Genomic DNA, 22,874 nt, shown 5'->3' on the forward strand with positions numbered 1-22,874 from the left:
ACGGATCCGTCCGACGGCTCGCGCCCACCGGGGACCGGGACTAGCGTCGGTCCCGTCCCGAGCGGCCGGGCACCTCCGGCGTCAATCCGCAGATGGTCGAACAGCCGGCTGCGCGGCGCTCCCCCCGGGCCACGCCCGGAGCGCGTCCACCGGAGCTCGTCATGACGTCCACCCAGTCGCGAGTCGCCCCCCGTCCCATCCCCGCCCCGCCACTGTCCCGTCCTCCTGCCCCGGCCACCCTCCCCGAGCGGCACCCGCGGGTGGCCGGCCGCTGGCGCTACGACCGGCACAGCGGCGAGTGGTGGTGGTCGCCGGAGATGCGCGCGCTGTACGGCCTGGCCGCCGAGGGCCGCGGTCCCTGCACGGAGGCGCTCGTCGCCGCCGAGCACCCCGACGACCGCCCCCGCACGATCGAGGCGCTGTCCGCCGCGGTCACGGGGGCCCAGGGGTTCTGCCTGGAGGTGCGCCTGCGGGCCGGTGACGGCGAGGTGCCCGTCGTCCTCCTCGGTGAGCCGCAGCTGGACGACGACGGCCGGGTGACCGCGGTCGAGGGCCTCGCCTTCCGGGCGCCGCCGCCGGCCGAGGAGCGGGTCCGCGCCCTGGAGACCGAGGTGGCCCAGCTGCGCACGGCGATGGCCGGCCGGGCCCCGATCGAGCAGGCCAAGGGCGTGCTCATGCTGCTGACGGGGTGCGGCGAGCAGTCGGCCTTCGACCTGCTGGCGCACATCTCCAGCCACACCCACCGCAAGGTGCGCGAGGTCGCCCTCGACCTGGTCGCCTCGGCGGCCGGTCAGCGGCCGCTCTCGGCCGAGGTGCGCACGATCCTGCGCGACGCCTGCCCGCCCGGGCACGGGGGGCACTGACCGGGGAGCGGGGTCCGCGGGGGAGGATGCCCGGGGCCGGACCGGCGGGCAGACGCCGGGCCCCGGCTCCTGGGAGGAGGCGGACGCGTGATCTACCTGCTCGCGCGGTTGCTGCTGCGGCCGCTGTTCCGGATCCTCTTCCGGCCCCGGGTCAGCGGGCGGCAGAACGTCCCGGCCACCGGGGCGTTCCTCATCGCCAGCAACCACCTGTCGTTCATCGACAGCATGGTCATCCCGCTGTCGTCCCCGCGGCGGGTCCGCTACCTGGCCAAGCACGAGTACTTCAGCGGCCGCGGCGTGGGCGGGTGGGCCACCCGCACGCTGTTCACGGCGCTGGGCGCCATGCCGGTGCAGCGGGAGGCGTCCCGGGCCGCGCAGGAGGCGCTGGACACCGCGCTCGGTGTGCTGCGCGCCGGCGAGGGCTTCGGCATCTACCCCGAGGGCACCCGCTCCCGCGACGGCCGGCTGGCGCGGGGCAAGACCGGCGTGGCCTGGCTGGCGCTCACCGCCGGCTGCCCGGTCGTGCCGGTCGGCGTCGTCGGCACCGACCGCATCCAGCCGGTCGGCGCCCGCTGGCCGCGGCCGCACCGCTTCTCGGTCACCTTCGGCGAGCCGCTGACCTTCCCCGAGCACGCCGGGAAGGCCCGCAACGGCCCGGCCCGTCGCGAGGTCACCGACCGGATCATGGAGGCGGTCGCGGAGCTCTCGGGCCAGGAGAAGGCCGGCTGGGGCACCCCGCGCCCCCCGGCGTGAGCGGCGCGCTCCTCGTCGCCGGGACGACGTCGGACGCCGGGAAGTCGGTGGTCACGGCGGGCATCTGCCGGTGGCTGGCTCGCCAGGGGGTGCGGGTCGCGCCGTTCAAGGCGCAGAACATGAGCAACAACTCGGTGGTGACCGCCGACGGCGCCGAGATCGGCCGGGCGCAGGTCATGCAGGCCGCGGCGGCCCGGGTGGAGCCCGAGGCGGCGATGAACCCGGTGCTGCTCAAGCCCGGCGGCGAGGACGCCAGCCAGGTCGTGGTGCTCGGCCGGCCGGTCGCCGACGTCACCGCGCTGTCCTACCGGCCGATGAAGGCCGCGCTGCTGGAGCAGGCGCTGGCCTGCCTGGCCGACCTGCGCAGCCGCTTCGACGTCGTCGTCTGCGAGGGGGCGGGCTCCCCCACCGAGATCAACCTGCGCGCCGACGACATCGCCAACATGGGGCTGGCCACCGCCGCGGAGCTGCCGGTGGTCGTCGTCGGCGACATCGACCGCGGCGGGGTGTTCCCCGCCCTCTACGGCACCGTCGCGCTCATGCCGCCGGGCGACCAGCGGCTGGTCGCGGGGTTCCTGGTGAACAAGTTCCGCGGCGACGTGCGGCTGCTGCGGCCCGGCCTCGAGCAGCTCACCGCGCTCACCGGGCGCCCCACGCTCGGCGTCCTGCCCTGGCTGCCCGGCGCCGCCCTCGACGTCGAGGACTCCCTCGGCATCCCCACCGGCGTCTCCTCGGCCGGCCCGCCGCACGGCGAGGAGGTGCTGCGGGTGGCCGTCGCGCGGCTGCCCCGGCTGTCGAACTCCACCGACGTCGACGCGCTGGCCGCCGAGCCCGGCGTCCTCGTCCGGTTCGTCACCCGTCCCGAGGAGGCCGCCGACGCCGACCTGCTGGTGCTGCCCGGCACCCGGTCGACGGTGGCCGACCTCGCCTGGCTGCGCTCGACCGGGCTGGCCGGCGCGGTGGCCCGCCGCGCCGCCGAGGGCCGCCCGGTGCTCGGGATCTGCGGCGGGCACCAGATGCTCGCGCGCACGATCACCGACGACGTCGAGTCGCGGGCGGGCACGGTCGAGGGACTCGGGCTGCTGCCGGCCGACGTCCGGTTCGCGCGGGAGAAGACGCTGGGCCGCCCCTCCGGCACGGCGCTGGGCCACCCGGTGCAGGGGTACGAGATCCACCACGGCGTGGTGACCTACGACCACGACACGGACCCGCACACCCACCCCTTCCTCGACGGCGGCCGGGTCGGGTCGGTGTGGGGCACCACCTGGCACGGGGCGCTGGAGAACGACGGCTTCCGCCGCGCCTTCCTCGCCGAGGTCGCCCGCGCCACCGGCCGCCGGTTCACCCCGGCGCCGGACACCTCCTTCGCCGGCGTCCGCGAGCAGCGCCTCGACGCCCTCGGCGACCTGGTGGCCGAGCACGCCGACACCGGCGCGCTCTGGCGGCTGCTCGAGGACGGACCGCCGGCGGGCCTGCCCCTGCTGCCGCCCGGGGACGCGCTCAGCCCGCGCTGAGCGCGGCCTCCAGGCGCTCCCGGACGTCGTCGGGCCACGGCGCGGACGCCCCGCCCGCGGTGCCGACGTAGGTGGTGCGGATGACGCAGCACACCCGCTCGCCCACGCGGACGGTGAAGCGCACGGTCACGCTGGTGCGCCCCAGCCGCTCGGCCGCGGCGTCGACGGTGACCGTGTCGCCCCAGCGGGCCGACGACGACCACTCCAGCGCGCTGGCCTTGACCACCGGCTCGACCCGCGCCGACAGCTCGTCCCACGGCAGGCCGAGGGAGGCCCACCAGAGGGTCGAGGCCTCGTCGGCCCAGACCAGGTAGTGCGCGTTGAACACGACGCCCTGCTGGTCGCACTCGACGAAGCGGACCGGGGAGCTCCAGGGAACGGCCACGGGGAGCGACGCTAGCCGGGGTTACCGTGCTGCCCATGCAGCACGACGGCGCCGACCCGGTCCTCGCCTCCTACCGCCCGCCCTCGCAGCTGGTGGTGGACAAGGAGATCGACCACCTCGACGTCCACTGCCGGGCATTGATCGGGCTCTCCCCGTTCCTCACGATGTCGACGGCCGACGCCGACGGCTGGCCGGAGATCTCCCCGCGCGGCGGCGACCCGGGCTTCGTCAAGGTGCTCGACGAGCACCGGCTGGCGCTGCCCGACCGCCAGGGCAACAACCGGCTCGACAGCCTGCGCAAGATCGCGGTCAACCCGCGGGTGGCGCTGCTGTTCTTCGTGCCCGGCGTCGAGGAGACGCTCAAGGTGTTCGGCACCGCCGAGCTGCTGGCCGCCGACGCGCTCGACGTCGACCTCACCGAGTTCGGCCGGGCGCCGCGCTCGGTGCTGGTGGTCACCGTGCAGCGGGCCTACCTGCAGTGCGCCAAGGCGGTCATGCGCTCGGGCCTGTGGGACCCGGCCAGCCGCATCGACCGCGCTGCCCTGCCGCCCTTCGGCACCATGATCCGCGACCACTGCCGGCTGGAGTCGCCGCTTCCCGACGACGCCACCATCCGCGCGGAGCTCGCCCTCGAGCTCTGAGCGCGGACCCCGTCCTCACCGCCCCTCGCCGGCCCGGGACGGAACCGGATGTCGGTGCGCCCTGCCAGGCTGCGCGCATGGCGACCGACTTCCAGGTGACCGTGGACTGCGCCGAGCCGCACGTGCTCGCCGACTGGTGGGCCGAGGCGCTCGGCTGGCAGGTGGAGCCGCAGGACGAGGCGTTCATCCGGCGCATGGTCGACGCCGGGCACGCGAGCGAGGACCAGACGACCACGCACCGCGGGCACCTGGTGTGGGTCACCGGCGCGGCCATCACCTCGCCGGACCCGGACCGGCCGCGGGTGCTCTTCCAGTCCGTGCCGGAGGCCAAGACGGTCAAGAACCGCGTGCACCTGGACCTGCGGGTGGGCGGCGAGCGGCGCGAGGCCGAGGTGGCGCGGCTGACCGGCATGGGCGCCACCGAGCTGTGGCGTGCCTCCCAGGGCCCGTTCACCTGGGTGACGATGGCCGACCCCGAGGGCAACGAGTTCTGCGTGGCCTGACGACGGGGCCCGACGACAGGCTGACGGCCGCGCTGCGGCCGCCGGCGCTACACGGGCAGGTCGCGGGCGAGGCGGCGGGAGACGATGGTCCGCTCGGCGATCCGGCGGGTGCGGACGTGGCGCGGTCTGCGCTCGGTCCCGAGGTAGCGGGCGTCCTCGACCAGCTGGAACGCGGCGAGGACGCTGGCGCGCGGCTCGCGCACCAGCGGGATGGTGGCGACGACGGGCTGGGCCGAGGTCATGGGAGCCCCCCTCTCCCGGAACGCGGCGGCTACGCGTTCCGTGACGCAATGGTGCCCCCGTTCGACGGAACGCAACCAGAACCGGCCCGATTTGGTACCGATGTGACGAACGGGACTGCTGAGGCGGTCCGCCGCCCCGGATCCGTACGGTTCGCCCCATGAGCCGTGCGAGCCGTCCGAGCCGCCTCGTCGACGCCGTCCTCTCGGTGCTGCGCGCCGCCACGGCGCCGGCCGCCCGCCGGCCCGCGGCGCGGCGTCCCGCTCCCCGCGCCCGGCAGGCGCCGTCCGGCGTCGACGTCGACTACCGCCCGCGCGCGGACGGCCGGCCCGACCCGGGTGAGGTCGTCTGGGCCTGGGTGCCCTACGACGAGGGCGACGGGCGGGGCAAGGACCGTCCCGTGCTCGTCGTCGGCCGGCGGGGCGAGGACCTGGTGGGGCTGATGCTGACCAGCAAGGACCACGACCGCGACGCCGCCGACGAGGCCCGGCACGGCCGCTCGTGGATGGACGTCGGTACCGGCGGCTGGGACGGCCGGGGCCGGCCGAGCGAGGTGCGGCTCGACCGGCTCCTCACGCTGGACCCGGCGCGGGTGCGGCGGGAGGGCGCGGCGCTGGACCGGGCGCTGTTCGAGCGGGTGGTCGCCGCCGCCCGGCGTACGCAGGGCTGGTGACCGGGGTGGCAGGTGCTCAGAACGGCACCTGCTCCGCGAGGAGGCCCGCGCCGGAGCCGCGTCCGGACAGCAGCCGGCAGAACTCCACGGCGTCGTGCTCGAGGTCGGGCCCGCCGGCGCCGGCCGCCCAGGTCCCGCCGGCCGGCCCCGTGAGCCGCAGCCGGCACGCCCGGCCGTGCCGGCCGAGCCACTCGCGGACGACGTCGTCGACCAGGACGCCGTCGTGCCCGGGGGTCAGCAGCGGGTCCCTGCCCGTGGCGCGGGCGACGTCGACGCGGTGCATCCAGGTGTCGCGGGTGAGCACGACGTCGAGCAGGTAGCCGAACGCCCACCACTCCCGACGCTCCCCCACCACCTGCTGCTCGGGGAGCGGCAGGCGCCCCACGACGGCCGCCAGCCGGCGCCGGCCCCGCACCGCGCGGGGTGCGACGGCCGCCAGCCCGGCCACCACCTCGTCCGGGGTCAGGCCGGCCGCCCGGCGCACCTGCAGCGCGGTCAGCGCGTCGATGCCGCCGCCGGCCCGGGCGGCCGCGGCGTTCTGCGTGACGAACCCACCGACGGAGGCGACCATCCGCGCCATGCCCAGCATGTGCCCGGCCACCGCGCGCACGTCCCAGCCAGGGCAGTCGGTCCGGCGCACCCACTCGTCGGGGTCGAGGCTCCGGAGCAGGTCGACGAAGCGGCCGTACTCCGTGGCGGCCAGCCGCATGGCCCGGTCCCGGTCGAGGGCGGCCCGCCGCGGGCCGGTCCGGGGGACGACGGAGACGACGGTGCTGCTCATGCCGGGCTCCTCGGGGGGTCAGGGCCGACTCGGCACTCCAGACGGTGCCGCCGGGGGTGCACCGGCACCGTCCCGGTCACGGCCAGAGCGTTCGCCTGCCGGTGTCAGGAGGTCAAGGGCCCCGCGCGCGGGCGCACGACGGTCAGTCGGCGGCGGCCCGGTCGTCGCTGCCGGGCTGCCGGACCGGCGGGCGCAGGTGGTAGACACCGGCCGCGCCGGGCAGGGGCTGCAGGTCGTAGCGGGAGACGACCTTGGGACCGCCGTGCAGGTGGACGTGCGTGACCGTCGGGAGCGGTGCACCGTGCCGGGCGGCGCGGACCTCCACGCGCCCGTCGAGGGGGCCGCCGACGAACAGCAGGACGGCGTCCTGCTCGTCGCCGTCGGCGTCCACGGGCGCAGTCTCCACGTCCGACAGCTCCGTCCCCTCCCTCGGCGCACGACCCACCCGGACGAGGGTAGGCGTGCCGCGCCCGCCGGTCAGGCCGGCCGGCGGCGGAGCCGGCGGGCGATGAGCGGCGCGGCGAGCAGCATGACGAACAGCCGCAGCACCTGGACGGCGAGCACGAACGTCGCGTCGGCGCCGGTCCCGGTGGCCGTGGCGAGGACGGCGTACAGGCCGCCGGGCGTCGTCGCGAGGTAGGCGTCGAGCTGGCTGACCCCGGTGGCCGCCGACAGGACCAGCCCCAGTCCCGCGCAGGCGACGACCAGGCCGACGATGACGGCCAGCGCCGGCAGCAGGGCGCGGCCGACCGTGCGCAGGGCGGCCACGGTGAACCGCAGGCCCACCTGCAGGCCGATGAGCAGGAACGCGGCCGCCTCGACCGGTCCGGGCACGCTCACGCCGCCCGACAGCCCGCCGAGGTCCACCGCGGCGGCCACCAGCAGCGGCCCGAGCAGCGCCGGCACCGGCAGCCGGACCAGCCGTGCCAGGAGCACGCCGGCGACGGCGCAGCCGGCGGTGGACAGCAGGCCGGCCGGCCAGCCGGGGGTGGCCTCCACCGGGACGGCGGTCCCGGCGGTGGGGTCGGCGCCGTAGACCGTCGTCGCCACGACCGGCATGGCGACGACGATCAGCACCACCCGCAGGTACTGCAGGACGGCGACCATGCGGTCGTCGGCGCCGAGGTCGCGGGCCATCGCGGTGATGCCCGACGCGCCGCCGGCGATCATCGCGAACGCCCCGGTCACCGGGCTGATCCCGGGCTGGCGGCGCAGCAGCAGGCCGGCGCCGACGGTGAGCAGCAGCGTGGCCAGCGTGACCAGCACGACCGGCAGCCAGTCCTCGCCGAGCGCGGCCAGGGTCGCGGGGTCGACGAGGGTGCCGATCGAGACGCCGACGACGGCCTGGGACGCGGCCGCCGCGGGCCGGGGGACGCCGAGCGGCCGGCGCCCGGCCAGCCCGCGCACCAGCCCGGCGAGGAGTCCGCCGAACAGCGCGGCCGACGGGACGCCGGCGCGGCCGAGCAGCCAGCCGGCCAGCGCGGCGCCGACGAGGACGAGGGCGCCGTCGGCGAGGACGCGCGCGGCGGGCCGGGGCACCCGCTACAGGCCGGCGATGCGGCGCAGCTCGGCGACGTGGGCGTCGAACGCCCGCCGCCCCTCCTTGGTCAGCGAGAGGCTGGTGCGCTGGCGCGAGGCCACGGTCGCCTTGCTGACCTTCACGTACCCCGCCTCCTCCAGCTGCTTGACGTGCTTGGACAACACCGAGTCGCTCACGTCCACCCGGTCGCGGACGGTGGCGAACTCCATGGTGTCGACGGCCGCCAGCAGTCCGCAGATCTGCAGTCGCGGCGAGGGGTGGATGACCGCGTCGAAGTGCGGCGCGACCGCCGTCACCGCGGGCTCCGCAGCTCGGCGACGTACGCGCGCATCCAGACGCGGCTGAGCACGCCGACGGTGACGCCCAGGACCGCGCCGGCCACCACCATCGCCCAGCGCTGGTCGTAGGCCTCCGCCAGCACGAGCGCCGGCACCAGGACCACCAGCACGATGCCGCCCCAGAGGACCATGGCCCGGGTCGGCGTGCCGATCCAGACCCCGGTGATCCGCCGGTAGGCCGCGACCAGCGCACCGAGGCCGGCGGCGAAGAGGACGAACGCGGGGACGGTCACCCAGGGGGAGTCGAAGGCGTAGGACGCCAGGAAGCCGAAGAGCAGCAGCCCCAGCGCGACGTCGTACCACCACGGCTGCAGGATCCGGTCGGCCAGCGCCTCCCGGTCGGCCTGCAGGCCCGCGAGCTGGTCGGCCGCGGCCCGCTGCCGGTCGGCCGCGGTCACAGCTCGCCCCGGAGCTCGCGCACGTACAGCCGTCCGGCCCAGCGGCTGGTCACCGCCGCCGTTCCGCCCGCGACCGCCCCGGCGACCACGAGTGCCCACGACTGGTCGAAACCCAGGGCGAGCACCAGCGCCGGCACGGCGACGAGGCCGTAGACCACCAGGTACGCCGTCGACGCGCGGCGCATGGCGCCGTGTGTCCCGTCGACCCAGAAGCCCGTGCGCCGCCGGTAGGTCGAGATGAGCCACCGGAGGGCGCCGGCGAACCCCGCCACGGCGGCGAGGGTCAGGAAGACGTTGCCCACCGCCAGGACGGAGAGCAGGCCGAACACCAGCAGTCCCAGCGACACGTCGTACCACCACGGCTGCATCGCCCGGTCGGCGAGCACCTCCCGGTCGGCCCGGAGGCCGGCCAGCTGGGCGGCCGCGGTGGCCCGGTCCACGTCGTTGCTTTCCATGCCGGAAAGTGTGGACCGTCTCTTTCCGATCCGTCAAGTCACCGCCCCGGCCTGTCGGGGGCGGGTCCCGCGTGGTTGCATGGGCGCCGCCACAGCGACGGCAGTGGAGGAAGCCCGGTGCGACTCCGGCGCGGTCCCGCCACTGTGACCCGGCCACCCGCCGGGGAGTCAGGAACTCCGGCCGTCGCCTCCTGCCACCTCCGGGCGTGGACACCCGGGGAGAGGATCCCTGCCGCATGACGTACCCCTTCGGCGCCGTCGTCGGGATGGACGACATGCGGCTGGCCCTGCTGCTCAACGCCGTCTCCCCCGCCATCGGCGGCGTGCTGGTGCGCGGCGAGAAGGGCACCGCCAAGTCGACGACGGTGCGCGCGCTGGCGGCCGTGCTCCCCTCCGTCGCCGTCGTCCCCGGCTGCCGCTTCGCCTGCGACCCCGCCGCGCCCGACCCGGCCTGCCCCGACGGACCGCACGAGCCCGCCGCGCCCGCGCAGACCCGCCCCGCCCGGCTCGTGGAGCTGCCGGTGGGCGCCTCGGAGGACCGCGTCGTCGGCTCGCTGGACCTCGAGCGGGCGCTCACCGAGGGCGTGAAGGCCTTCGAACCGGGCCTGCTGGCCGCCGCGCACCGGGGCGTCCTGTACGTCGACGAGGTCAACCTGCTGCACGACCACCTCGTCGACCTGCTGCTCGACGCCGCCGCGCTGGGCACCGCCTACGTCGAGCGCGAGGGCGTCTCGGTGCGGCACGCGGCGCGGTTCCTGCTGGTCGGGACGATGAACCCCGAGGAGGGCGAGCTGCGCCCGCAGCTGCTCGACCGGTTCGGGCTGACCGTGGAGGTCGCCGCGCCGCGCGACCCGGCGGTGCGCGCCGAGGTGGTGCGCCGGCGGTTCGCCCACGACGCCGACCCGGCCGGGTTCGGGGCCGCGTGGGCGCCCGAGGAGGCCTCCCTGGCCGCGCGCATCGCCGACGCGCGCGCCCGGCTCCCGCGCGTCGTCCTCTCCGACGACGCGCTGCGCCAGGTCACCGCGGTCTGCGCCGCCTTCGACGTCGACGGCCTGCGCGCCGACCTCGTCACCGCCCGCACCGCCATCGCGCACGCCGCCTGGTGCGGCCGCGAGGAGGTCACCGAGGACGACGTCCGGGTGGCCGCCCGCCTCGCGCTCCCCCACCGCCGCCGGCGCAACCCGTTCGACGCGCCGGGCCTCGACGACGACACCCTCGACCAGGCGCTCGAGGACTCCCGCCCCGAGGACGCGCCCGACGAGGACCCGCCCCCGCCCGACGGCCCCGGCGACGGCGGCACTCCCCCGCCGCCCCCGAACGACGACGCCGGTCCCGGTCCCGGTCCCGACGAGGGCGGATATCGCGACAAAGGCTCACCCGAGGGCGGCGAGGAGGCCGCGGGCGCGCCGGCGCGGGAGAAGGCGGCCGTCGCGCCGTCGGACCCCTTCCGCGCCCGCCGGCTCGAGGTGCCCGGCATCGGCACGGGCGTGGCCGGCCGGCGCTCCAAGGCGCGCGCCGAGCGCGGCCGCGTGGTCGGGTCGGTGCGCCCGTCCGGGCCGGTGACCCGGCTGCACCTGGTCGACACCGTGCTGGCCGCGGCGCCGCACCAGGTGGCCCGCGGGCGCAGCGGCCCGGGGCTGCGGATCGCCCGCGAGGACCTGCGCCAGGCCACCCTCGAGGGCCGCGAGGGCAACCTCGTGCTCTTCGTCGTCGACGCCAGCGGCTCGATGGGCTCGCGGGCGCGGATGGGCGCGGTCAAGGGCGCGGTGCTGTCGCTGCTGCTCGACGCCTACCAGCGCCGCGACAAGGTCGGCCTGGTCACCTTCCGCGGCGGCGACGCCGAGCTGGCGCTGCCGCCCACCTGGTCGGTGGAGGCCGCCGCGGCCCGGCTGCGCGAGCTGCCCACCGGCGGCCGCACGCCGCTGGCCGCGGGGCTGCACCGGGCCGCGGAGACCCTGCGCGTGGAACGGGTGCGCGATCCCCAGCGGCGGCCGCTGCTCGTCGTCGTCACCGACGGCCGGGCCACCGGCGCGCGCGGCTCCGACGCCGTCGGAGCGGCGCACACGGCCGCGCGGCGGCTGGCGGACGCGGGGACGGCGGCCGTCGTCGTCGACTGCGAGTCCGGGCCGGTGCGGCTCGGGCTGGCCGGCGTCCTCGGCGCCCACCTGGCCGCGCGGACGCTGAGGCTGGAGGAGCTCGCCGCCGACGCGCTGGCGGCCACCGTCCGCAGCGTGCGGGAGGCGGCCTGACATGCCCCAGGGACAGGTCGCCGTCGTCCCGCAGGACGGGCTGACGACGCGGCAGCGGCGCAACCGGCCGCTGCTGGTGGTGCACACCGGTGAGATGAAGGGCAAGTCCACCGCCGCGTTCGGCATGGCGATGCGCGCGTGGAACCAGGGCTGGTCGATCGCGGTCTACCAGTTCGTCAAGAGCGCGAAGTGGAAGGTCGGCGAGGAGAACGCGCTGAGCGCACTGGGCCGGCTGCACGCCGAGACGGGCGAGGGCGGCCCGGTGGTCTGGCACAAGATGGGCTCGGGCTGGAGCTGGTCGCGCCGCCAGGGCAGCGAGGTCGACCACGCCGCCGACGCCGCCGAGGGCTGGGCGCAGATCAAGCGCGACCTCGCCGCGGAGGCGCACCGCTTCTACGTCCTCGACGAGTTCACCTACCCCCTCAAGTGGGGCTGGGTCGACGTCGGCGACGTCGTCGCGACGCTGGCCGACCGGCCGGGCACCCAGCACGTGGTCATCACCGGGCGGGACGCACCGCAGGCGCTGGTCGACGCCGCCGACCTGGTCGTGGAGATGACCAAGGTCAAGCACCCGATGGACGCCGGCCAGAAGGGCCAGCGGGGGATCGAGTGGTGAGGGCGGCAGGAGTGGCCGTCTCCGCCGGTGGGAGGGCGGAGTGAGCGTCCCGCGCGTGGTCGTCGCCGCCCCGTCGAGCAACGCGGGCAAGACATCGGTCACGACCGGGCTGGTCGCCGCGCTCACCGCCCGCGGCCTGGCCGTCTCCCCGCACAAGGTCGGCCCCGACTACATCGACCCCGGCTACGCCGGCCTGGCCGCCGGGCGACCCGGCCGCAACCTCGACCCCTGGCTGGCCGGCGAGGAGCGCATCGCGCCGCTGTTCCTGCACGGTGCGCGCGGTGCCGACGTCGCCGTCGTCGAGGGGGTCATGGGCCTGTTCGACGGCGCCACGCACCCCGAGGTCGAGCCCGGCTACGCCTCGACGGCGCACGTGGCGCGGCTGCTGCGCGCCCCGGTCGTGCTGGTGGTCGACGCGTCCTCGCAGGCGCGCAGCGTCGCGGCGCTGGTGCACGGGTTCGCCACGTTCGACCCGTCAGTGCGCCTCGGCGGCGTGGTGCTCAACCGGGTCGGCAGCGACCGGCACGAGGCGATCCTGCGCGAGGCGCTGGACGCGGCCGGGGTGCCGGTGCTCGGCGCGGTCCGGCGGCTGGCCGAGCTGGGCACGCCCTCGCGGCACCTGGGGCTGGTGCCGGCGGCCGAGCGCTCGGCCGAGGCCCTGGCCACCGTGCGCCGGCTCGGCGAGGTGGTCGCCGGCGGCGTCGAGCTCGACGCCGTGCTGCGGCTGGCCCGCACCGCCCCCGACCTGGACGCCGCACCGTGGGACCCGGCCGCCGAGGTGACCCCCGTCCCCGGGCGGCCGCGCGTCGCCGTCGCCGGCGGACCGGCGTTCACCTTCGGCTACGCGGAGCACGCCGAGCTGCTCGCGGCCGCCGGCGCGGAGGTGGTGACCGTGGACCCGCTGCGCGACGAGGCGCTGCCCGAGGGCACCGCGGGGCTGGTCGTGGGCGGCGGCTTCCCCGAGGTCTACGCCGACCAGCTCTCGGCCAACACGACCCTGCGGGCCGACATCGCGGCGCTGGCCGCGCGCGGCGGACCGGTCGCCGCCGAGTGCGCCGGCCTGCTGTACCTGTCCCGCGAGCTCGACGGCTCGCCGATGTGCGGCGTCCTCGACGTCGCGACGGCGATGACGCCGCGGCTGACCCTCGGCTACCGCGCCGCGGTGGCGCTGACCGACAGCGTGCTCGCCCCGGCCGGCACCCGCGTGCGCGGCCACGAGTTCCACCGCACGCACGCCCTCCCCGCCGCCGGCCCGACCCCCGCCTGGGGACGGGCCGGCGCCGGACCCGAGGGCTTCGTCGCCGGCTCCGTGCACGCCTCCTACCTGCACCTGCACTGGGCCGGCTCCCCGGCACTGGCCGAACGGTTCGTCGCCGCCTGCGCGGCGGCGGTCCCGGAGAGGGCACGCCATGCACATCGCTGAGGGCTTCCTCCCGGCACCGCACGCGATCGGCTGGACGGTCGCGGCCGCCCCGTTCGTCGTGCACGGCGCCCGGGCGGTCGTCAAGGAGGTGCGCGAGCACCCGGAGTCCACGCTGCTGCTCGGCGCCGCCGGGGCGTTCACCTTCGTGCTGAGCGCGATCAAGCTGCCCTCGGTCACCGGCAGCTCCAGCCACCCGACCGGCACCGGCGCCGGAGCGGTGCTCTTCCGCCCACCGGTCATGGCGCTGCTGGGCACGGTGGTCCTGCTGTTCCAGGCGCTGCTGCTGGCGCACGGCGGGCTGACCACGCTGGGCGCCAACGCGTTTGCCTTCGCCGTCGTCGGGCCGTGGGCCGGCTACGGCGCCTACCGGCTGGCCCGGGGGCTGGGCGCCGGGCTGCTGCCCGGCGTCTTCGTGGCCCTCTCGCTGGCCGACCTCGCCACCTACGGAACGACGGCGCTGCAGCTGGCGCTGGCCTTCCCCGACGCGGCCAGCGGCCTCGCCGGCGCGGCGGCCAAGTTCCTCGGCGTCTTCGCCGTCACCCAGGTGCCGCTGGCCGTCGCCGAGGGCCTGCTCGGCGTCCTGCTGTTCCGGGTGCTGACGGTCAACGCCCGGCCCGAGCTCGAGCGCCTCGGCGTGCTGCGCCCCGCTCCCGCGGAGGAGACGGCGGAGGAGGTCCGATGACCCGCCGCTCCCTGGTCACCGCGCTGCTCGTCCTCGCCGTCGTCGCGCTGTTCGCCCTGCCGCTGGTGCTCGACGGCGGCGCGTCCGAGTACGCCGGCACCGACAGCCTGGCCACCGAGACGATCGAGGAGTCCGGGTACACGCCCTGGTTCGAGTCGGTGTTCAGCCCCTCCTCGAGCGAGGTCGAGTCCGGGCTGTTCGCGCTGCAGGCGGCCCTCGGCGGCGGTGTGCTCGGCTACGTGCTGGGCCGGCTGCGCGGCCGCCGCGGCGCCCGGGAGACCACGCCGCCCGCCGAGGCGCCGTGACCGGACTGGCGGTCGACGACGCCGCCTGGGCCAGCGCCTGGCGCACCCGCTCGCCGGTGGACAAGCTCGTCCTCTGCGCGGGGCTGGTCGGCTGCGCGCTCGTCCTGCCCGTCTGGCCCGGCGGCGTGCTCGTCGCGCTGGCCGCCGTCGTCCTGGCGCTGGGCCCCGCGCGGGTGCCGGCCCGCACCTTCGGCCGCGCGGTGCGCTGGCCGCTGGCCTTCGTCGCCGTCGGAGCGCTGACCGCCGTCGTCTCCGTCGACGGCGGCGGCCTCGGGTGGGCTCCCGACGCCGCGGTCCGGGCCGGCGAGCTGGTCGGGCACTCGGTGGCCGGGGGCGCGGCGGTGCTGCTGCTCGCCACCACCACGCCCATGAGCGACCTGCTGCCGGCGCTGCGGCGGCTGCGCGTGCCGGGGGCCGTCGTCGAGGTGGCGAGCGTGACCTACCGGCTGCTGTTCGTGCTGCTGGAGAGCCTGTCCACCATCCGCGAGGCGCAGACCGCGCGGATGGGCCACTCGTCGCTGCGCCGCTCCTACCGGTCCTCGGGGATGCTGGCCGCCGCGGTGCTCACCCGCTCCTGGGACCGCGCCCGGCGGATGCAGGAGGGCCTGGCCGGCCGCGGGATGGAGACCGGGCTGCGGGTGCTGCCCGAGGCCCGCCCGTCCTCCCCCGGGTTCCTCGCCGCGACCGCAGCAGGGCTGGCGGCGCTGGTCACCCTCGGCGTGCTGGCATGAGCCACCGCACGATCACCGCCGAGGGGCTGGTCGTCGGCTACGAGCGCGGCCGCCGGGTGCTCGACGGCGCCTCGCTCACCATCCCGGCCGGCCGGCGGCTGGCGGTCCTCGGCGCGAACGGCTCGGGCAAGACGACGCTGCTGCGCTGCCTGTCCGGCGCGCTGCGCCCCGACGCCGGCGGGGTCGCCGTCGACGGCGAGCTGCTGCACCACACCCGCCGGGGCCTGCGGCGGCACCGGCAGGAGGTCCAGCTGGTGCTGCAGGACCCCGACGACCAGCTGTTCAGCGCCTCGGTGACCCAGGACGTCTCCTTCGGCCCGCTCAACCTCGGCCTGCCCGAGGACGAGGTGCGCACCCGGGTGGCCGAGGCGCTCGCGCTGCTCGCCGTCGACGGGCTCGCCGCGCGCCCCACGCACCAGCTGTCCTACGGCGAGCGCAAGCGGGTGGCGATCGCCGGCGCGGTGGCCATGCGCCCCTGCGTGCTGCTGCTCGACGAGCCCACCGCCGGCCTCGACCCCTCCGCCGTCGCCGAGACGCTGGCCGCGCTCGACCGGCTGCGGGCCTCGGGCTCCACGGTGGTCATGAGCACCCACGACGTCGACCTCGCGCTGCGCTGGGCCGACGAGGTCGCCGTCGTCGTGGACCGGCGGGTGGTGCAGGGCCGGCCCGAGGAGCTCCTCGCCGACGACGGCCTGCTCGTCCGCGCCCGCCTGGACCGGCCCTGGGCGCTCACCGTGGGCGCCCGGCTGCGCGACCTCGGCCTGCTGCCCGACGGCCCGCTCCCCGTCGACGCCGCCGCGCTGCTGGCCGCCCTCCCCGACCGGCCCGGCGTCACCCCGTGGACGTGACCGTCGGCGTCGGCGCGGTGCCCGGGGTGTCGGCCGACGAGGTGCTGGCCGCCGTCGACGCCGTCCTGCCCGCCGGCGCACGGGTGACCGCGCTGGCCACCCTCGACCTCCGCGCGGCCGAGCCCGGGGTGGCCGGGGCCGCGGCGGCGCGCGGCTGGCCGCTGACCGGGCACCCCGCGGCGGTGCTGGCGGCGGTCTCCGTGCCCTCGCCGTCGGCGCGGGTGGCCGCGGCCGTGGGGACGGCGTCGGTGGCCGAGGCGGCGGCGCTGCTCGGCGGCGCCCGGCTCGTGGTGCCCAAGTCGGTGCACGGGCGGGTGACCGTGGCGGTGGCCGCGTGACCGACCCCCTCCACCACCACGGCGACGACGACCTCGGGCCCGGGCTGGTCGACCTCGCGGTCAACGTCCGCGCCGGGACGCCGCCGCCGTGGCTGCGCGACGTGCTGCGGGCGGCGCTGGACGACGTCGCCGCCTATCCCGACGCGCGCCCGGCCCGCGCCGCGGTGGCCGCCGCGCACGGCCGCGACCCCGCCGAGGTGCTGCTCACCGCCGGCGCCGCCGAGGCGTTCGTGCTGGCGGCCCGCGCGCTCGCGCCCCGGCGGGCGGTGGTCGTGCACCCGTCGTTCACCGAGCCGGAGGCGGCGCTGCGCGCGGCCGGGCACCCCGTCGAGCGGCTGCTGCTCGACCCGCCCGCGTACCGGCTGGACCCGGCCGCCGTCCCCGCCGGCGCCGACCTGGTGGTGCTGGGCAACCCGACCAACCCGACGTCGGTGCTGCACCCGGCGGACGCCGTCGCCGCGGTGGCCCGGCCCGGGCGCGTGCTGCTGGTCGACGAGGCCTTCGCCGACACCGTGCCCGGGGAGCCGGCGTCGCTGGCCGGGCGCACCGACCTGCCCGGCCTGCTCGTCGTGCGCAGCCTGACCAAGACGTGGGGGCTGGCCGGCCTGCGCGTGGGCTACGCGCTCGGCCCGGCGGACCTGGTCGCGGCGATGGCGGCCGCCCAGCCGCACTGGCCGCTGTCCACCCCGGCGCTGGCGGCGGCGGTGGCCTGCACGACCGCGGCCGCCCGCGCCGAGGCAGACGCGGCCGCGCGCGAGCTCGCCGGGCACCGGGCCGCCCTGCTGGCCGCGCTGCCGCCGGGGGTGGCCGTCGTCGGGGAGCCGGCCTCGTCGTTCGTGCTGCTGCGGGTGCCCGGCGGCGGCCGGGTGCGCGCGGCGCTCCGCGACCGGGGGTGGGCGGTGCGCCGCGGGGACACCTTCCCGGGGCTGTCCCCCGACCACCTCCGGGTGGCCGTCCGCGACCCGGCGACCTCGCGTGCGTTCGCCGCGGACCTCGCTGCGATCCTGTGTGCCGAGATCCCTGGTCCGATGCCGACGACGACGTCGCTGCCGGCCGCCGTCCCGGAGGAGCACCGCTGAACGCGACCCCCGTCGACCCGTCGTCCGGCGTCGTCTACCCCGTCGGCCTGCGCCTGCTCGACCGCCGCGTCGTCGTGGTGGGGGGCGGCCAGGTCGCGCACCGCCGGGTGGCCGGGCTGCTCGAGTCCCGCGCGCGGGTCACCGTGGTCAGCCCGGAGGTCACGCCCGCGCTGGAGGCGCTGGTGGTCCCCGGCTCGCTGTCCTGGGTGCGCCGCGAGTACCGGCCCGGCGACCTCGACGGCGCCTGGTACGCCGTCGCCGCCACCGACGACCCGGCCGTCAACGCGGCCGTGGCCGAGGAGGCCGAGCGGCTGCGGGTCTTCTGCGCCCGCGCCGACGACCGGTCGGCCTCCAGCGTCTGGACGCCCGCCGTCGGCCGGCAGGGCGACCTGGTGGTCGGGGTGCACGGCGGCGGCGACCCGCAGCGGGCGGTCGGCGTGCGCGACGCCGTCGTCGCGGGGCTGACCGACGGCAGCATCCGCGACCGCGCCGCCCGCGAGCCCTCCGGCGGCCGGACCGGCAGCGTGGTCCTCGTGGGTGGTGGGCCCGGCGACCCCGGGCTGATCACCGTGCGCGGGCAGCAGGCGGTCGCGCAGGCCGACGTCGTGCTGGCCGACCACCTGGCGCCGCAGTCGCTGCTGGCCTCGCTGCCGCCGGAGGTCGAGGTCATCGACGCCTCGAAGCTGCCGCGCGGCCGGTCGATGGCGCAGGAGCAGATCAACGCGCTGCTGGTGGAGCACGCGCTGGCCGGCCGGCGGGTGGTGCGGCTCAAGGGCGGCGACCCGTTCGTCTTCGGCCGCGGCATGGAGGAACTCGAGGCGTGCGTCGCCGCGGGCGTGCCGGTGGAGGTGGTGCCGGGCGTGACCAGCGCGATCGCCGTCCCCGCACTGGCCGGCATCCCGGTGACCCACCGCGGGCTCACGCACGAGTTCGTCGTCGTCTCCGGGCACGTGCCACCGGGGCACCCGCAGTCGCTGGTCGACTGGGCGGCGCTCGGGCGGCTGCGCGGCACCGTCGTGGTGCTCATGGGCGTGGACACCGCGGGGGCGATCGCGGCGGCGCTGGTCGAGCACGGGCGCCCGCCGGAGACGCCGGTCGCCGTCGTCGCCGACGGGTCCACCGCCACGCAGCGCGCGGTCCGCACCACGCTGGCCGGGCTGGCGCGGACGCTCACCGAGGAGGGCATCCGCCCGCCGGCGGTGTGGGTGGTCGGGGAGGTCGTCTCGCTGGGCGTGCGGACTCCCCCGGCGTGACCTCCCGGCTGCCCGCCGCCCTGCTCGCGCCGGTCCTGCTCGTGCAGGGCGCGGGGGTGCGCCGCCGGACGCCGGTGCTGCCCGAGGCCGCGGGCCCGCGCAGCGGCGTCGTCCCGGGGAAGGCGCCGGCCCTGACCGTGGCGGTGCTCGGGGAGTCGCCGGCCGCCGGCGTCGGGGTGGCCACGCAGCAGGAGGCGCTCGCCGCCCGGTTCGCCGAGGCGCTGGCCGGCCGGAGCGGGCGGGAGGTGCGCTGGCGGCTGTCGGCCCGCACCGGCACGACGGCCGGGCAGGCCCTCGTGCGCCTGGTCCCCGGGCTGGCCGGGCCGCCCGCCGACGTCGTCCTCGTGGTCCTCGGCGTCAACGACACGCTGCGGCTGCGCGGCCGCGCCGCCTGGCGCCGCGACGTCACCGCGCTGCTCGAGGAGCTGCGGGCGCTCACCGCGCCGGGCGGCGTCGTGGTGCTCGCCGGGCTGCCGGACATGGGCCGGTTCCCGACCCTGCCGCAGCCCCTGCGCGGGGTGCTCGGCCGGCACGCCCGGGCCCTGGACGGCGCGCTGGAGGCCCTGGCCGGCCCGGGCGTCCGGCACGCGCCCGCGCCGCCGCTGGACGGCCCGGGGCTCTTCGCCGAGGACGGCTTCCACCCGAGTGCCGCCGCCTGCCGGATCTGGGCCGGCACTCTGGCCGGTACAGCACTTCCGCTACCGATGTAGCAGCCCTACTATCACGGGCACCACCGGTCCCTGCCGCGGAGGCCCCGATGCCCGTACCGCCCAGCCCGACGTCCGACGCCGTGATCGTGGTGCGCGACCTGCGCATGACCTACGGGACCCACGAGGTGCTGGCGGGGGTCGACCTCACCGTGCACGCGGGCGAGGTGGTCTGCCTGCTCGGCCCCAACGGCGCGGGCAAGACGACGACGATCGAGGTCCTCGAGGGCTTCCGGATACCGTCGGCCGGCGAGGTCCGGGTGCTCGGCCAGGACCCGGCCCGCGCCGACGACGCGTGGCGCGCGCGGGTGGGTGTGGTGCTGCAGTCCTGGCGCGACCACGCCCGGTGGACACCCCGCCGGCTGCTGACCCTGCTCGGCGACTACTACACGCCGTACTCGACCCCCGAGCGCCCGCGCCCCTACGAGGTGGACTGGCTGCTGGACACCGTCGGGCTCCGGGAGCACGCCGACCGCAAGATCGTCACCCTCTCCGGCGGGCAGCGGCGGCGGCTGGACGTGGCGGTGGGCATCATCGGCCGCCCCGAGCTGCTCTTCCTCGACGAGCCGACCGCCGGGTTCGACCCGCAGGCCCGCCGCGACTTCCACGACCTGGTGCACCGGCTGTCCGACCTGGAGGGCACCAGCATCCTGCTGACGACCCACGACCTCGCCGAGGCCGAGAAGCTGGCCGACCGCATCCTCATCCTGACCGGCGGCCGGATCGTCGCCGACGGGAGCGCCGAGGAGCTGGGCCGGCAGGTCGCCGGCACCGCGGAGGTGCGCTGGGCGTGCGGCCGGGAGCGCTTCGTGCACCCGGCCACCGACGTCGTCGCCTTCGTCCGCCGGCTGTTCGAGGAGCACGGCGACGAGCTGACCGACCTCGAGGTCCGCCGGGCGGACCTCGAGGACACCTACCTGGCGATGGTCGCGCGCGCCGAGGCGGGCCTGCGGCCCGAGCCCGTCCTGGAGGAGGTCCCCCGGTGAACCCGACCCGGCACGCGATCGCCCTCGGCCTGCGCCGCGGCTGGACGGAGTTCCTCCAGAGCCTGCGCAGCCCGCAGGACCAGGGGTTCTACCTGTTCACGGCCGTGGGCACGCTGCTCCTGCTGTGGTTCAACCGGGACAACGAGGTCGGGGACAGCGGGCTCCTCTACCCGACCTGGGCGCTGCCGAGCATCCTCGGCGCGCTGCTGGCCTTCGGCGTCGTCATCGGGCCGGCCTTCGCGCTGGCGATGGAGCGGGAGGACGGCACCCTCCTGCGGCACAAGGCGCTGCCGCACGGCATGCAGGGCTACGTCACCGGGCAGCTGACGTTCCACTCGCTGGGCCTGGTGCCCTCGCTCCTGACGATCCTCGTGCCGAGCTTCCTGCTCTTCGACGGGCTGATGCACCGCGGAGCGGGCGGATGGCTCACGGTCGCCATGATCGTCGTCCTCGGCCTGCTGGCCACGCTCCCGCTGGGGATGATCCTGGGTTCGGTCGTGCCCAGCACCCAGAAGGTGGGCACCTGGGGCATGCTGCCCGTCCTCGTCCTCACCGCGATCTCGGGGATCTTCTTCCCGCTGCAGGCGCTGTGGGGCTGGGTGCAGGTGGTGGCCCAGGTCTTCCCCGTGTACTGGATCGGCCTGGGCCTCCGGTCGGCCTTCCTCCCCGACGCCGCGGTGGCCCTCGAGGTCGGGGACTCCTGGCGCACCGGGGCGACGGTGCTGGTGCTCGCCGCCTGGGCGGTGGCCGGGCTGCTCGTCACGCCCCGGGTGCTGCGCCGGATGGCCCGCCGGCAGTCCGGATCGCAGGTCGAGGCGGCCCGCGAGGCCAGCCTGCAGTGGGTCAGGTGACCGGTGACCGCGGCGCGGACGCGGTCTACAACCGGATCGCCCTGCTGCGGGCCGAGCAGGGCGTGACCCGTCGGGAGCTCGCCGACGCCCTCGGCGTGCACTACCAGACGGTCGGCTACCTGGAACGCGGCGAGTACAACCCCAGCCTGAACCTGGCGCTGCGGATCGCGGAGTTCTTCGGGCTGCCGGTGGAGGTCGTGTTCTCCACCCGTCCGTTCCCGCGGATCAGCGACGCCGCCCGCCCGGCACCGGCCGACCCGCCCGCCGCGGCCGGCTGAGCGGCGGACCCGGCCTCAGACGTTGGCGCCGTCCGGCGGGGGTCCGTCGGGCAGCGGCGCGGCGACGCCGCTGCCCGCGACGTCCGGCGCCGGCATGCCGACCGTGTAGGACGTCATCGACAGCGACCCGTAGGCGTAGCCGTCGACGAGCACCTCCGCCGGCGCGCCGGTGGCACCGGCCATGCCGGCCACGTAGAGCAGCGGCAGGAAGTGGTCGGGCGTGGGGACGGCGAGGTCGAAGTCCCGGTGCCCGTCGAGGCGCCCGATCGCGCCCGGGTCGGTGAGCATGAGCTCCCGCGCGGACTGGTCGAAGCGCTGCGCCCAGTCGAAGCCGGCGTCGGGCAGGGCGCGGCTGACCCCGCCGAGGTTGTGCACCACGTTGCCGCTGCCGATCACCAGGACGCCGTCCTCCCGCAGCGGAGCGAGCGCGGCACCCATCTGCAGGTGGTAGTCGATCCCCTTGAGCGCGTTGATCGACAGCTGGACGACGGGGATGTCGGCCTCCGGGAAGGCGTGCAGCAGCACCGACCACGCGCCGTGGTCGATCCCCCAGCTGTCGAGGTCGGCGCCCACCCAGGTCGGGGAGACGACGTCGGCCACCTGCTCGTGCAGGTCGGGCAGGCCCGGCGCGTCGTAGGAGACGTCGAAGAGCTCGCCGGGGAAGCCGAAGAAGTCGTGGATCGTGCGCGGGCGCGGCATCGCCGTCACCGCGGTGGCGTGCACGTACCAGTGCGCCGAGACGACGAGGATCGCCCGCGGCCGGGGCACCGCGCGGCCGAAGGCGCGCCAGGCCTCGGTGTAGCGGTTGCGCTCGAGGGCGTTCATCGGGTTGCCGTGCCCGATGAAGGCAGCGGGCACGAGGGTCATCCGGCTCTCCTCCCCCACGGCGGCCGCGCTGATCGGTCCCGTCCGGATCATCCCCCGCCCGCAGGGGCTCCGCGAGGGGCGCTCAGCCCGCGCGGCCGGCCGGCGGGAGACGCCGCAGCTGCGGGGACAACCGCCGGGCGCCCGGCCCCTCGGCGCCCGCGACGTCACCCGGGTTGGACAGCGCGCAGGCCGTCAGCGACAGGCAGCCGCAGCCGATGCACGAGGACAACCCGTCGCGCAGCTGCTCGAGCGCGGCGATCTGCGCGTCGAGCCGGTCCCGCCACCCGGCCGACAGCCGGGTCCAGTCGCTGGCCGACGGCGTGCGCCCGTCGGGCAGCGTGGCCAGCGCCTCCCGGATCTCCGGCAGCGACAGGCCGACGTTCTGCGCCGCGCGCACGAAGGCCAGCCTGCGCAGCACCGAGCGCGGGAAGCGGCGGGCGTTCCCGGGCGTGCGGGTGGCGGCGATGAGCCCCTCGGCCTCGTAGTGCCGCAGGGCCGACGGCGCCAGCCCCGACCGCGCGGCCACCTCCCCGATCGGCAGCAGCTCCACAGCGCCCCCTTGACCTCAAGTCGCCTC

At 77.1% G+C, this 22,874-nt stretch carries 30 protein-coding genes and 1 riboswitch; of the genes, 20 read left to right on the forward strand and 10 right to left on the reverse strand.

Annotated elements, in window-relative coordinates:
- Positions 1-161 precede the first annotated feature (161 nt).
- The 3 genes from HLV61_RS21995 to HLV61_RS22005 all read left to right on the forward strand — a co-directional run bounded on the left by HLV61_RS21995 (position 162) and on the right by HLV61_RS22005 (position 3,130).
- Positions 162-863 (forward strand): ANTAR domain-containing protein, encoded by a 702-nt coding sequence (locus HLV61_RS21995; RefSeq protein WP_369259359.1) that lies wholly within the window; start codon positions 162-164, stop codon positions 861-863.
- A gap of 87 nt (positions 864-950) precedes the next feature.
- Positions 951-1,616, forward strand: a complete 666-nt coding sequence (locus HLV61_RS22000) for a lysophospholipid acyltransferase family protein (protein ID WP_369259361.1) — start codon at positions 951-953, stop codon at positions 1,614-1,616.
- Positions 1,613-3,130 (forward strand): cobyric acid synthase, encoded by a 1,518-nt coding sequence (locus HLV61_RS22005; protein ID WP_369259363.1) that lies wholly within the window; start codon positions 1,613-1,615, stop codon positions 3,128-3,130. Before HLV61_RS22000 ends, HLV61_RS22005 begins: the two co-directional genes overlap by 4 nt.
- Here the strand turns inward: HLV61_RS22005 and HLV61_RS22010 are convergent.
- On the reverse strand, positions 3,117-3,515 hold the full coding sequence (locus tag HLV61_RS22010) for an acyl-CoA thioesterase (protein WP_369259365.1): 399 nt from the start codon (positions 3,513-3,515) through the stop codon (positions 3,117-3,119). The genes HLV61_RS22005 and HLV61_RS22010 overlap by 14 nt on opposite strands.
- A gap of 35 nt (positions 3,516-3,550) precedes the next feature.
- Between HLV61_RS22010 and HLV61_RS22015 the strand changes: the two genes are divergently transcribed.
- Both HLV61_RS22015 and HLV61_RS22020 read left to right on the forward strand, forming a co-directional pair.
- Positions 3,551-4,156: an MSMEG_1061 family FMN-dependent PPOX-type flavoprotein gene (locus HLV61_RS22015; protein ID WP_369259367.1), complete on the forward strand. Its 606-nt coding sequence runs from the start codon at positions 3,551-3,553 to the stop codon at positions 4,154-4,156.
- Between the two features lie 77 nt (positions 4,157-4,233).
- On the forward strand, positions 4,234-4,659 hold the full coding sequence (locus tag HLV61_RS22020; protein WP_369259369.1) for a VOC family protein: 426 nt from the start codon (positions 4,234-4,236) through the stop codon (positions 4,657-4,659).
- Positions 4,660-4,706: 47 nt separating this feature from the next.
- Here the strand turns inward: HLV61_RS22020 and HLV61_RS22025 are convergent, their stop codons facing one another.
- The gene (locus tag HLV61_RS22025; RefSeq protein ID WP_369259371.1) at positions 4,707-4,901 is read right to left on the reverse strand and encodes a hypothetical protein; all 195 of its coding nucleotides are present in this window, start codon (positions 4,899-4,901) and stop codon (positions 4,707-4,709) included.
- A gap of 158 nt (positions 4,902-5,059) precedes the next feature.
- Here HLV61_RS22025 and HLV61_RS22030 point away from each other — a divergent pair, with 158 nt between their 5' ends.
- On the forward strand, positions 5,060-5,572 hold the full coding sequence (locus tag HLV61_RS22030; RefSeq protein ID WP_369259373.1) for a type II toxin-antitoxin system PemK/MazF family toxin: 513 nt from the start codon (positions 5,060-5,062) through the stop codon (positions 5,570-5,572).
- Between the two features lie 16 nt (positions 5,573-5,588).
- Here HLV61_RS22030 and HLV61_RS22035 read toward each other — a convergent pair whose 3' ends face one another.
- From HLV61_RS22035 to HLV61_RS22060, 6 genes are all read right to left on the reverse strand, one after another.
- Positions 5,589-6,353, reverse strand: a complete 765-nt coding sequence (locus HLV61_RS22035; RefSeq protein WP_369259375.1) for a maleylpyruvate isomerase family mycothiol-dependent enzyme — start codon at positions 6,351-6,353, stop codon at positions 5,589-5,591.
- A 142-nt stretch (positions 6,354-6,495) separates the two neighbouring features.
- Positions 6,496-6,759, reverse strand: coding sequence for a hypothetical protein (locus HLV61_RS22040; RefSeq protein ID WP_369259377.1), 264 nt, complete (start codon positions 6,757-6,759; stop codon positions 6,496-6,498).
- A 71-nt stretch (positions 6,760-6,830) separates the two neighbouring features.
- Positions 6,831-7,892: an AbrB family transcriptional regulator gene (locus tag HLV61_RS22045; protein WP_369259379.1), complete on the reverse strand. Its 1,062-nt coding sequence runs from the start codon at positions 7,890-7,892 to the stop codon at positions 6,831-6,833.
- A 3-nt stretch (positions 7,893-7,895) separates the two neighbouring features.
- Positions 7,896-8,189: a transcriptional regulator gene (locus HLV61_RS22050; protein ID WP_369259381.1), complete on the reverse strand. Its 294-nt coding sequence runs from the start codon at positions 8,187-8,189 to the stop codon at positions 7,896-7,898.
- Positions 8,186-8,629 (reverse strand): hypothetical protein, encoded by a 444-nt coding sequence (locus HLV61_RS22055; RefSeq protein WP_369259383.1) that lies wholly within the window; start codon positions 8,627-8,629, stop codon positions 8,186-8,188. Before HLV61_RS22055 ends, HLV61_RS22050 begins: the two co-directional genes overlap by 4 nt.
- The gene (locus tag HLV61_RS22060; protein WP_369259385.1) at positions 8,626-9,084 is read right to left on the reverse strand and encodes a hypothetical protein; all 459 of its coding nucleotides are present in this window, start codon (positions 9,082-9,084) and stop codon (positions 8,626-8,628) included. Before HLV61_RS22060 ends, HLV61_RS22055 begins: the two co-directional genes overlap by 4 nt.
- Positions 9,085-9,190: 106 nt before the next feature.
- A riboswitch (cobalamin riboswitch) is annotated at positions 9,191-9,262 on the forward strand.
- Between the two features lie 58 nt (positions 9,263-9,320).
- Between HLV61_RS22060 and HLV61_RS22065 the strand changes: the two genes are divergently transcribed.
- The 14 genes from HLV61_RS22065 to HLV61_RS22130 are packed head-to-tail and all read left to right on the forward strand — an operon-like array spanning position 9,321 to position 21,430.
- A complete protein-coding gene (locus tag HLV61_RS22065) occupies positions 9,321-11,333 on the forward strand; it encodes a putative cobaltochelatase (protein WP_369259387.1) in 2,013 nt (670 codons plus the stop codon).
- A 1-nt stretch (position 11,334) separates the two neighbouring features.
- Complete coding sequence (cobO, locus tag HLV61_RS22070; protein ID WP_369259389.1) at positions 11,335-11,949, forward strand: cob(I)yrinic acid a,c-diamide adenosyltransferase; 615 nt, start codon at positions 11,335-11,337, stop codon at positions 11,947-11,949.
- 40 nt (positions 11,950-11,989) lie between these two features.
- A complete protein-coding gene (locus HLV61_RS22075; RefSeq protein WP_369259391.1) occupies positions 11,990-13,372 on the forward strand; it encodes a cobyrinate a,c-diamide synthase in 1,383 nt (460 codons plus the stop codon).
- Positions 13,359-14,054: an energy-coupling factor ABC transporter permease gene (locus HLV61_RS22080; protein WP_369259393.1), complete on the forward strand. Its 696-nt coding sequence runs from the start codon at positions 13,359-13,361 to the stop codon at positions 14,052-14,054. The genes HLV61_RS22075 and HLV61_RS22080 overlap by 14 nt, the downstream gene beginning before the upstream one ends.
- Entirely contained in the window at positions 14,051-14,359 is a 309-nt protein-coding gene (locus tag HLV61_RS22085) for an energy-coupling factor ABC transporter substrate-binding protein (protein ID WP_369259395.1), read from the forward strand. Before HLV61_RS22080 ends, HLV61_RS22085 begins: the two co-directional genes overlap by 4 nt.
- Positions 14,356-15,090 carry a cobalt ECF transporter T component CbiQ gene (gene cbiQ / locus HLV61_RS22090; protein WP_369259397.1) on the forward strand — a complete coding sequence of 245 codons (735 nt, stop codon included), beginning with the start codon at positions 14,356-14,358 and terminating at the stop codon, positions 15,088-15,090. The genes HLV61_RS22085 and cbiQ overlap by 4 nt, the downstream gene beginning before the upstream one ends.
- The gene (locus HLV61_RS22095; protein WP_369259399.1) at positions 15,087-15,938 is read left to right on the forward strand and encodes an energy-coupling factor ABC transporter ATP-binding protein; all 852 of its coding nucleotides are present in this window, start codon (positions 15,087-15,089) and stop codon (positions 15,936-15,938) included. The genes cbiQ and HLV61_RS22095 overlap by 4 nt, the downstream gene beginning before the upstream one ends.
- Entirely contained in the window at positions 15,929-16,276 is a 348-nt protein-coding gene (locus tag HLV61_RS22100; RefSeq protein WP_369259401.1) for a cobalamin biosynthesis protein, read from the forward strand. The genes HLV61_RS22095 and HLV61_RS22100 overlap by 10 nt, the downstream gene beginning before the upstream one ends.
- The gene (cobC, locus tag HLV61_RS22105) at positions 16,273-17,355 is read left to right on the forward strand and encodes an Rv2231c family pyridoxal phosphate-dependent protein CobC (RefSeq protein WP_369259403.1); all 1,083 of its coding nucleotides are present in this window, start codon (positions 16,273-16,275) and stop codon (positions 17,353-17,355) included. Before HLV61_RS22100 ends, cobC begins: the two co-directional genes overlap by 4 nt.
- Positions 17,283-18,608, forward strand: a complete 1,326-nt coding sequence (cobA, locus tag HLV61_RS22110; RefSeq protein ID WP_440285288.1) for a uroporphyrinogen-III C-methyltransferase — start codon at positions 17,283-17,285, stop codon at positions 18,606-18,608. The genes cobC and cobA overlap by 73 nt, the downstream gene beginning before the upstream one ends.
- Positions 18,605-19,318 (forward strand): SGNH/GDSL hydrolase family protein, encoded by a 714-nt coding sequence (locus tag HLV61_RS22115; RefSeq protein WP_369259405.1) that lies wholly within the window; start codon positions 18,605-18,607, stop codon positions 19,316-19,318. Before cobA ends, HLV61_RS22115 begins: the two co-directional genes overlap by 4 nt.
- Before the next feature lie 47 nt (positions 19,319-19,365).
- Positions 19,366-20,301 (forward strand): ABC transporter ATP-binding protein, encoded by a 936-nt coding sequence (locus HLV61_RS22120; protein ID WP_369259407.1) that lies wholly within the window; start codon positions 19,366-19,368, stop codon positions 20,299-20,301.
- Positions 20,298-21,152, forward strand: coding sequence for an ABC transporter permease (locus tag HLV61_RS22125; protein WP_369259409.1), 855 nt, complete (start codon positions 20,298-20,300; stop codon positions 21,150-21,152). The genes HLV61_RS22120 and HLV61_RS22125 overlap by 4 nt, the downstream gene beginning before the upstream one ends.
- Positions 21,149-21,430, forward strand: coding sequence for a helix-turn-helix transcriptional regulator (locus HLV61_RS22130; protein ID WP_369259411.1), 282 nt, complete (start codon positions 21,149-21,151; stop codon positions 21,428-21,430). The genes HLV61_RS22125 and HLV61_RS22130 overlap by 4 nt, the downstream gene beginning before the upstream one ends.
- A gap of 15 nt (positions 21,431-21,445) precedes the next feature.
- Here the strand turns inward: HLV61_RS22130 and ygiD are convergent, their stop codons facing one another.
- Both ygiD and soxR read right to left on the reverse strand, forming a co-directional pair.
- The gene (gene ygiD / locus HLV61_RS22135) at positions 21,446-22,297 is read right to left on the reverse strand and encodes a 4,5-DOPA dioxygenase extradiol (protein ID WP_369259413.1); all 852 of its coding nucleotides are present in this window, start codon (positions 22,295-22,297) and stop codon (positions 21,446-21,448) included.
- Between the two features lie 82 nt (positions 22,298-22,379).
- On the reverse strand, positions 22,380-22,847 hold the full coding sequence (soxR, locus tag HLV61_RS22140; protein WP_369259415.1) for a redox-sensitive transcriptional activator SoxR: 468 nt from the start codon (positions 22,845-22,847) through the stop codon (positions 22,380-22,382).
- Between the last annotated feature and the right edge of the window lie 27 nt (positions 22,848-22,874).

Source organism: Geodermatophilus amargosae (genome assembly GCF_041028265.1).
GTDB classification, from domain to species: domain Bacteria; phylum Actinomycetota; class Actinomycetes; order Mycobacteriales; family Geodermatophilaceae; genus Geodermatophilus; species Geodermatophilus amargosae_A.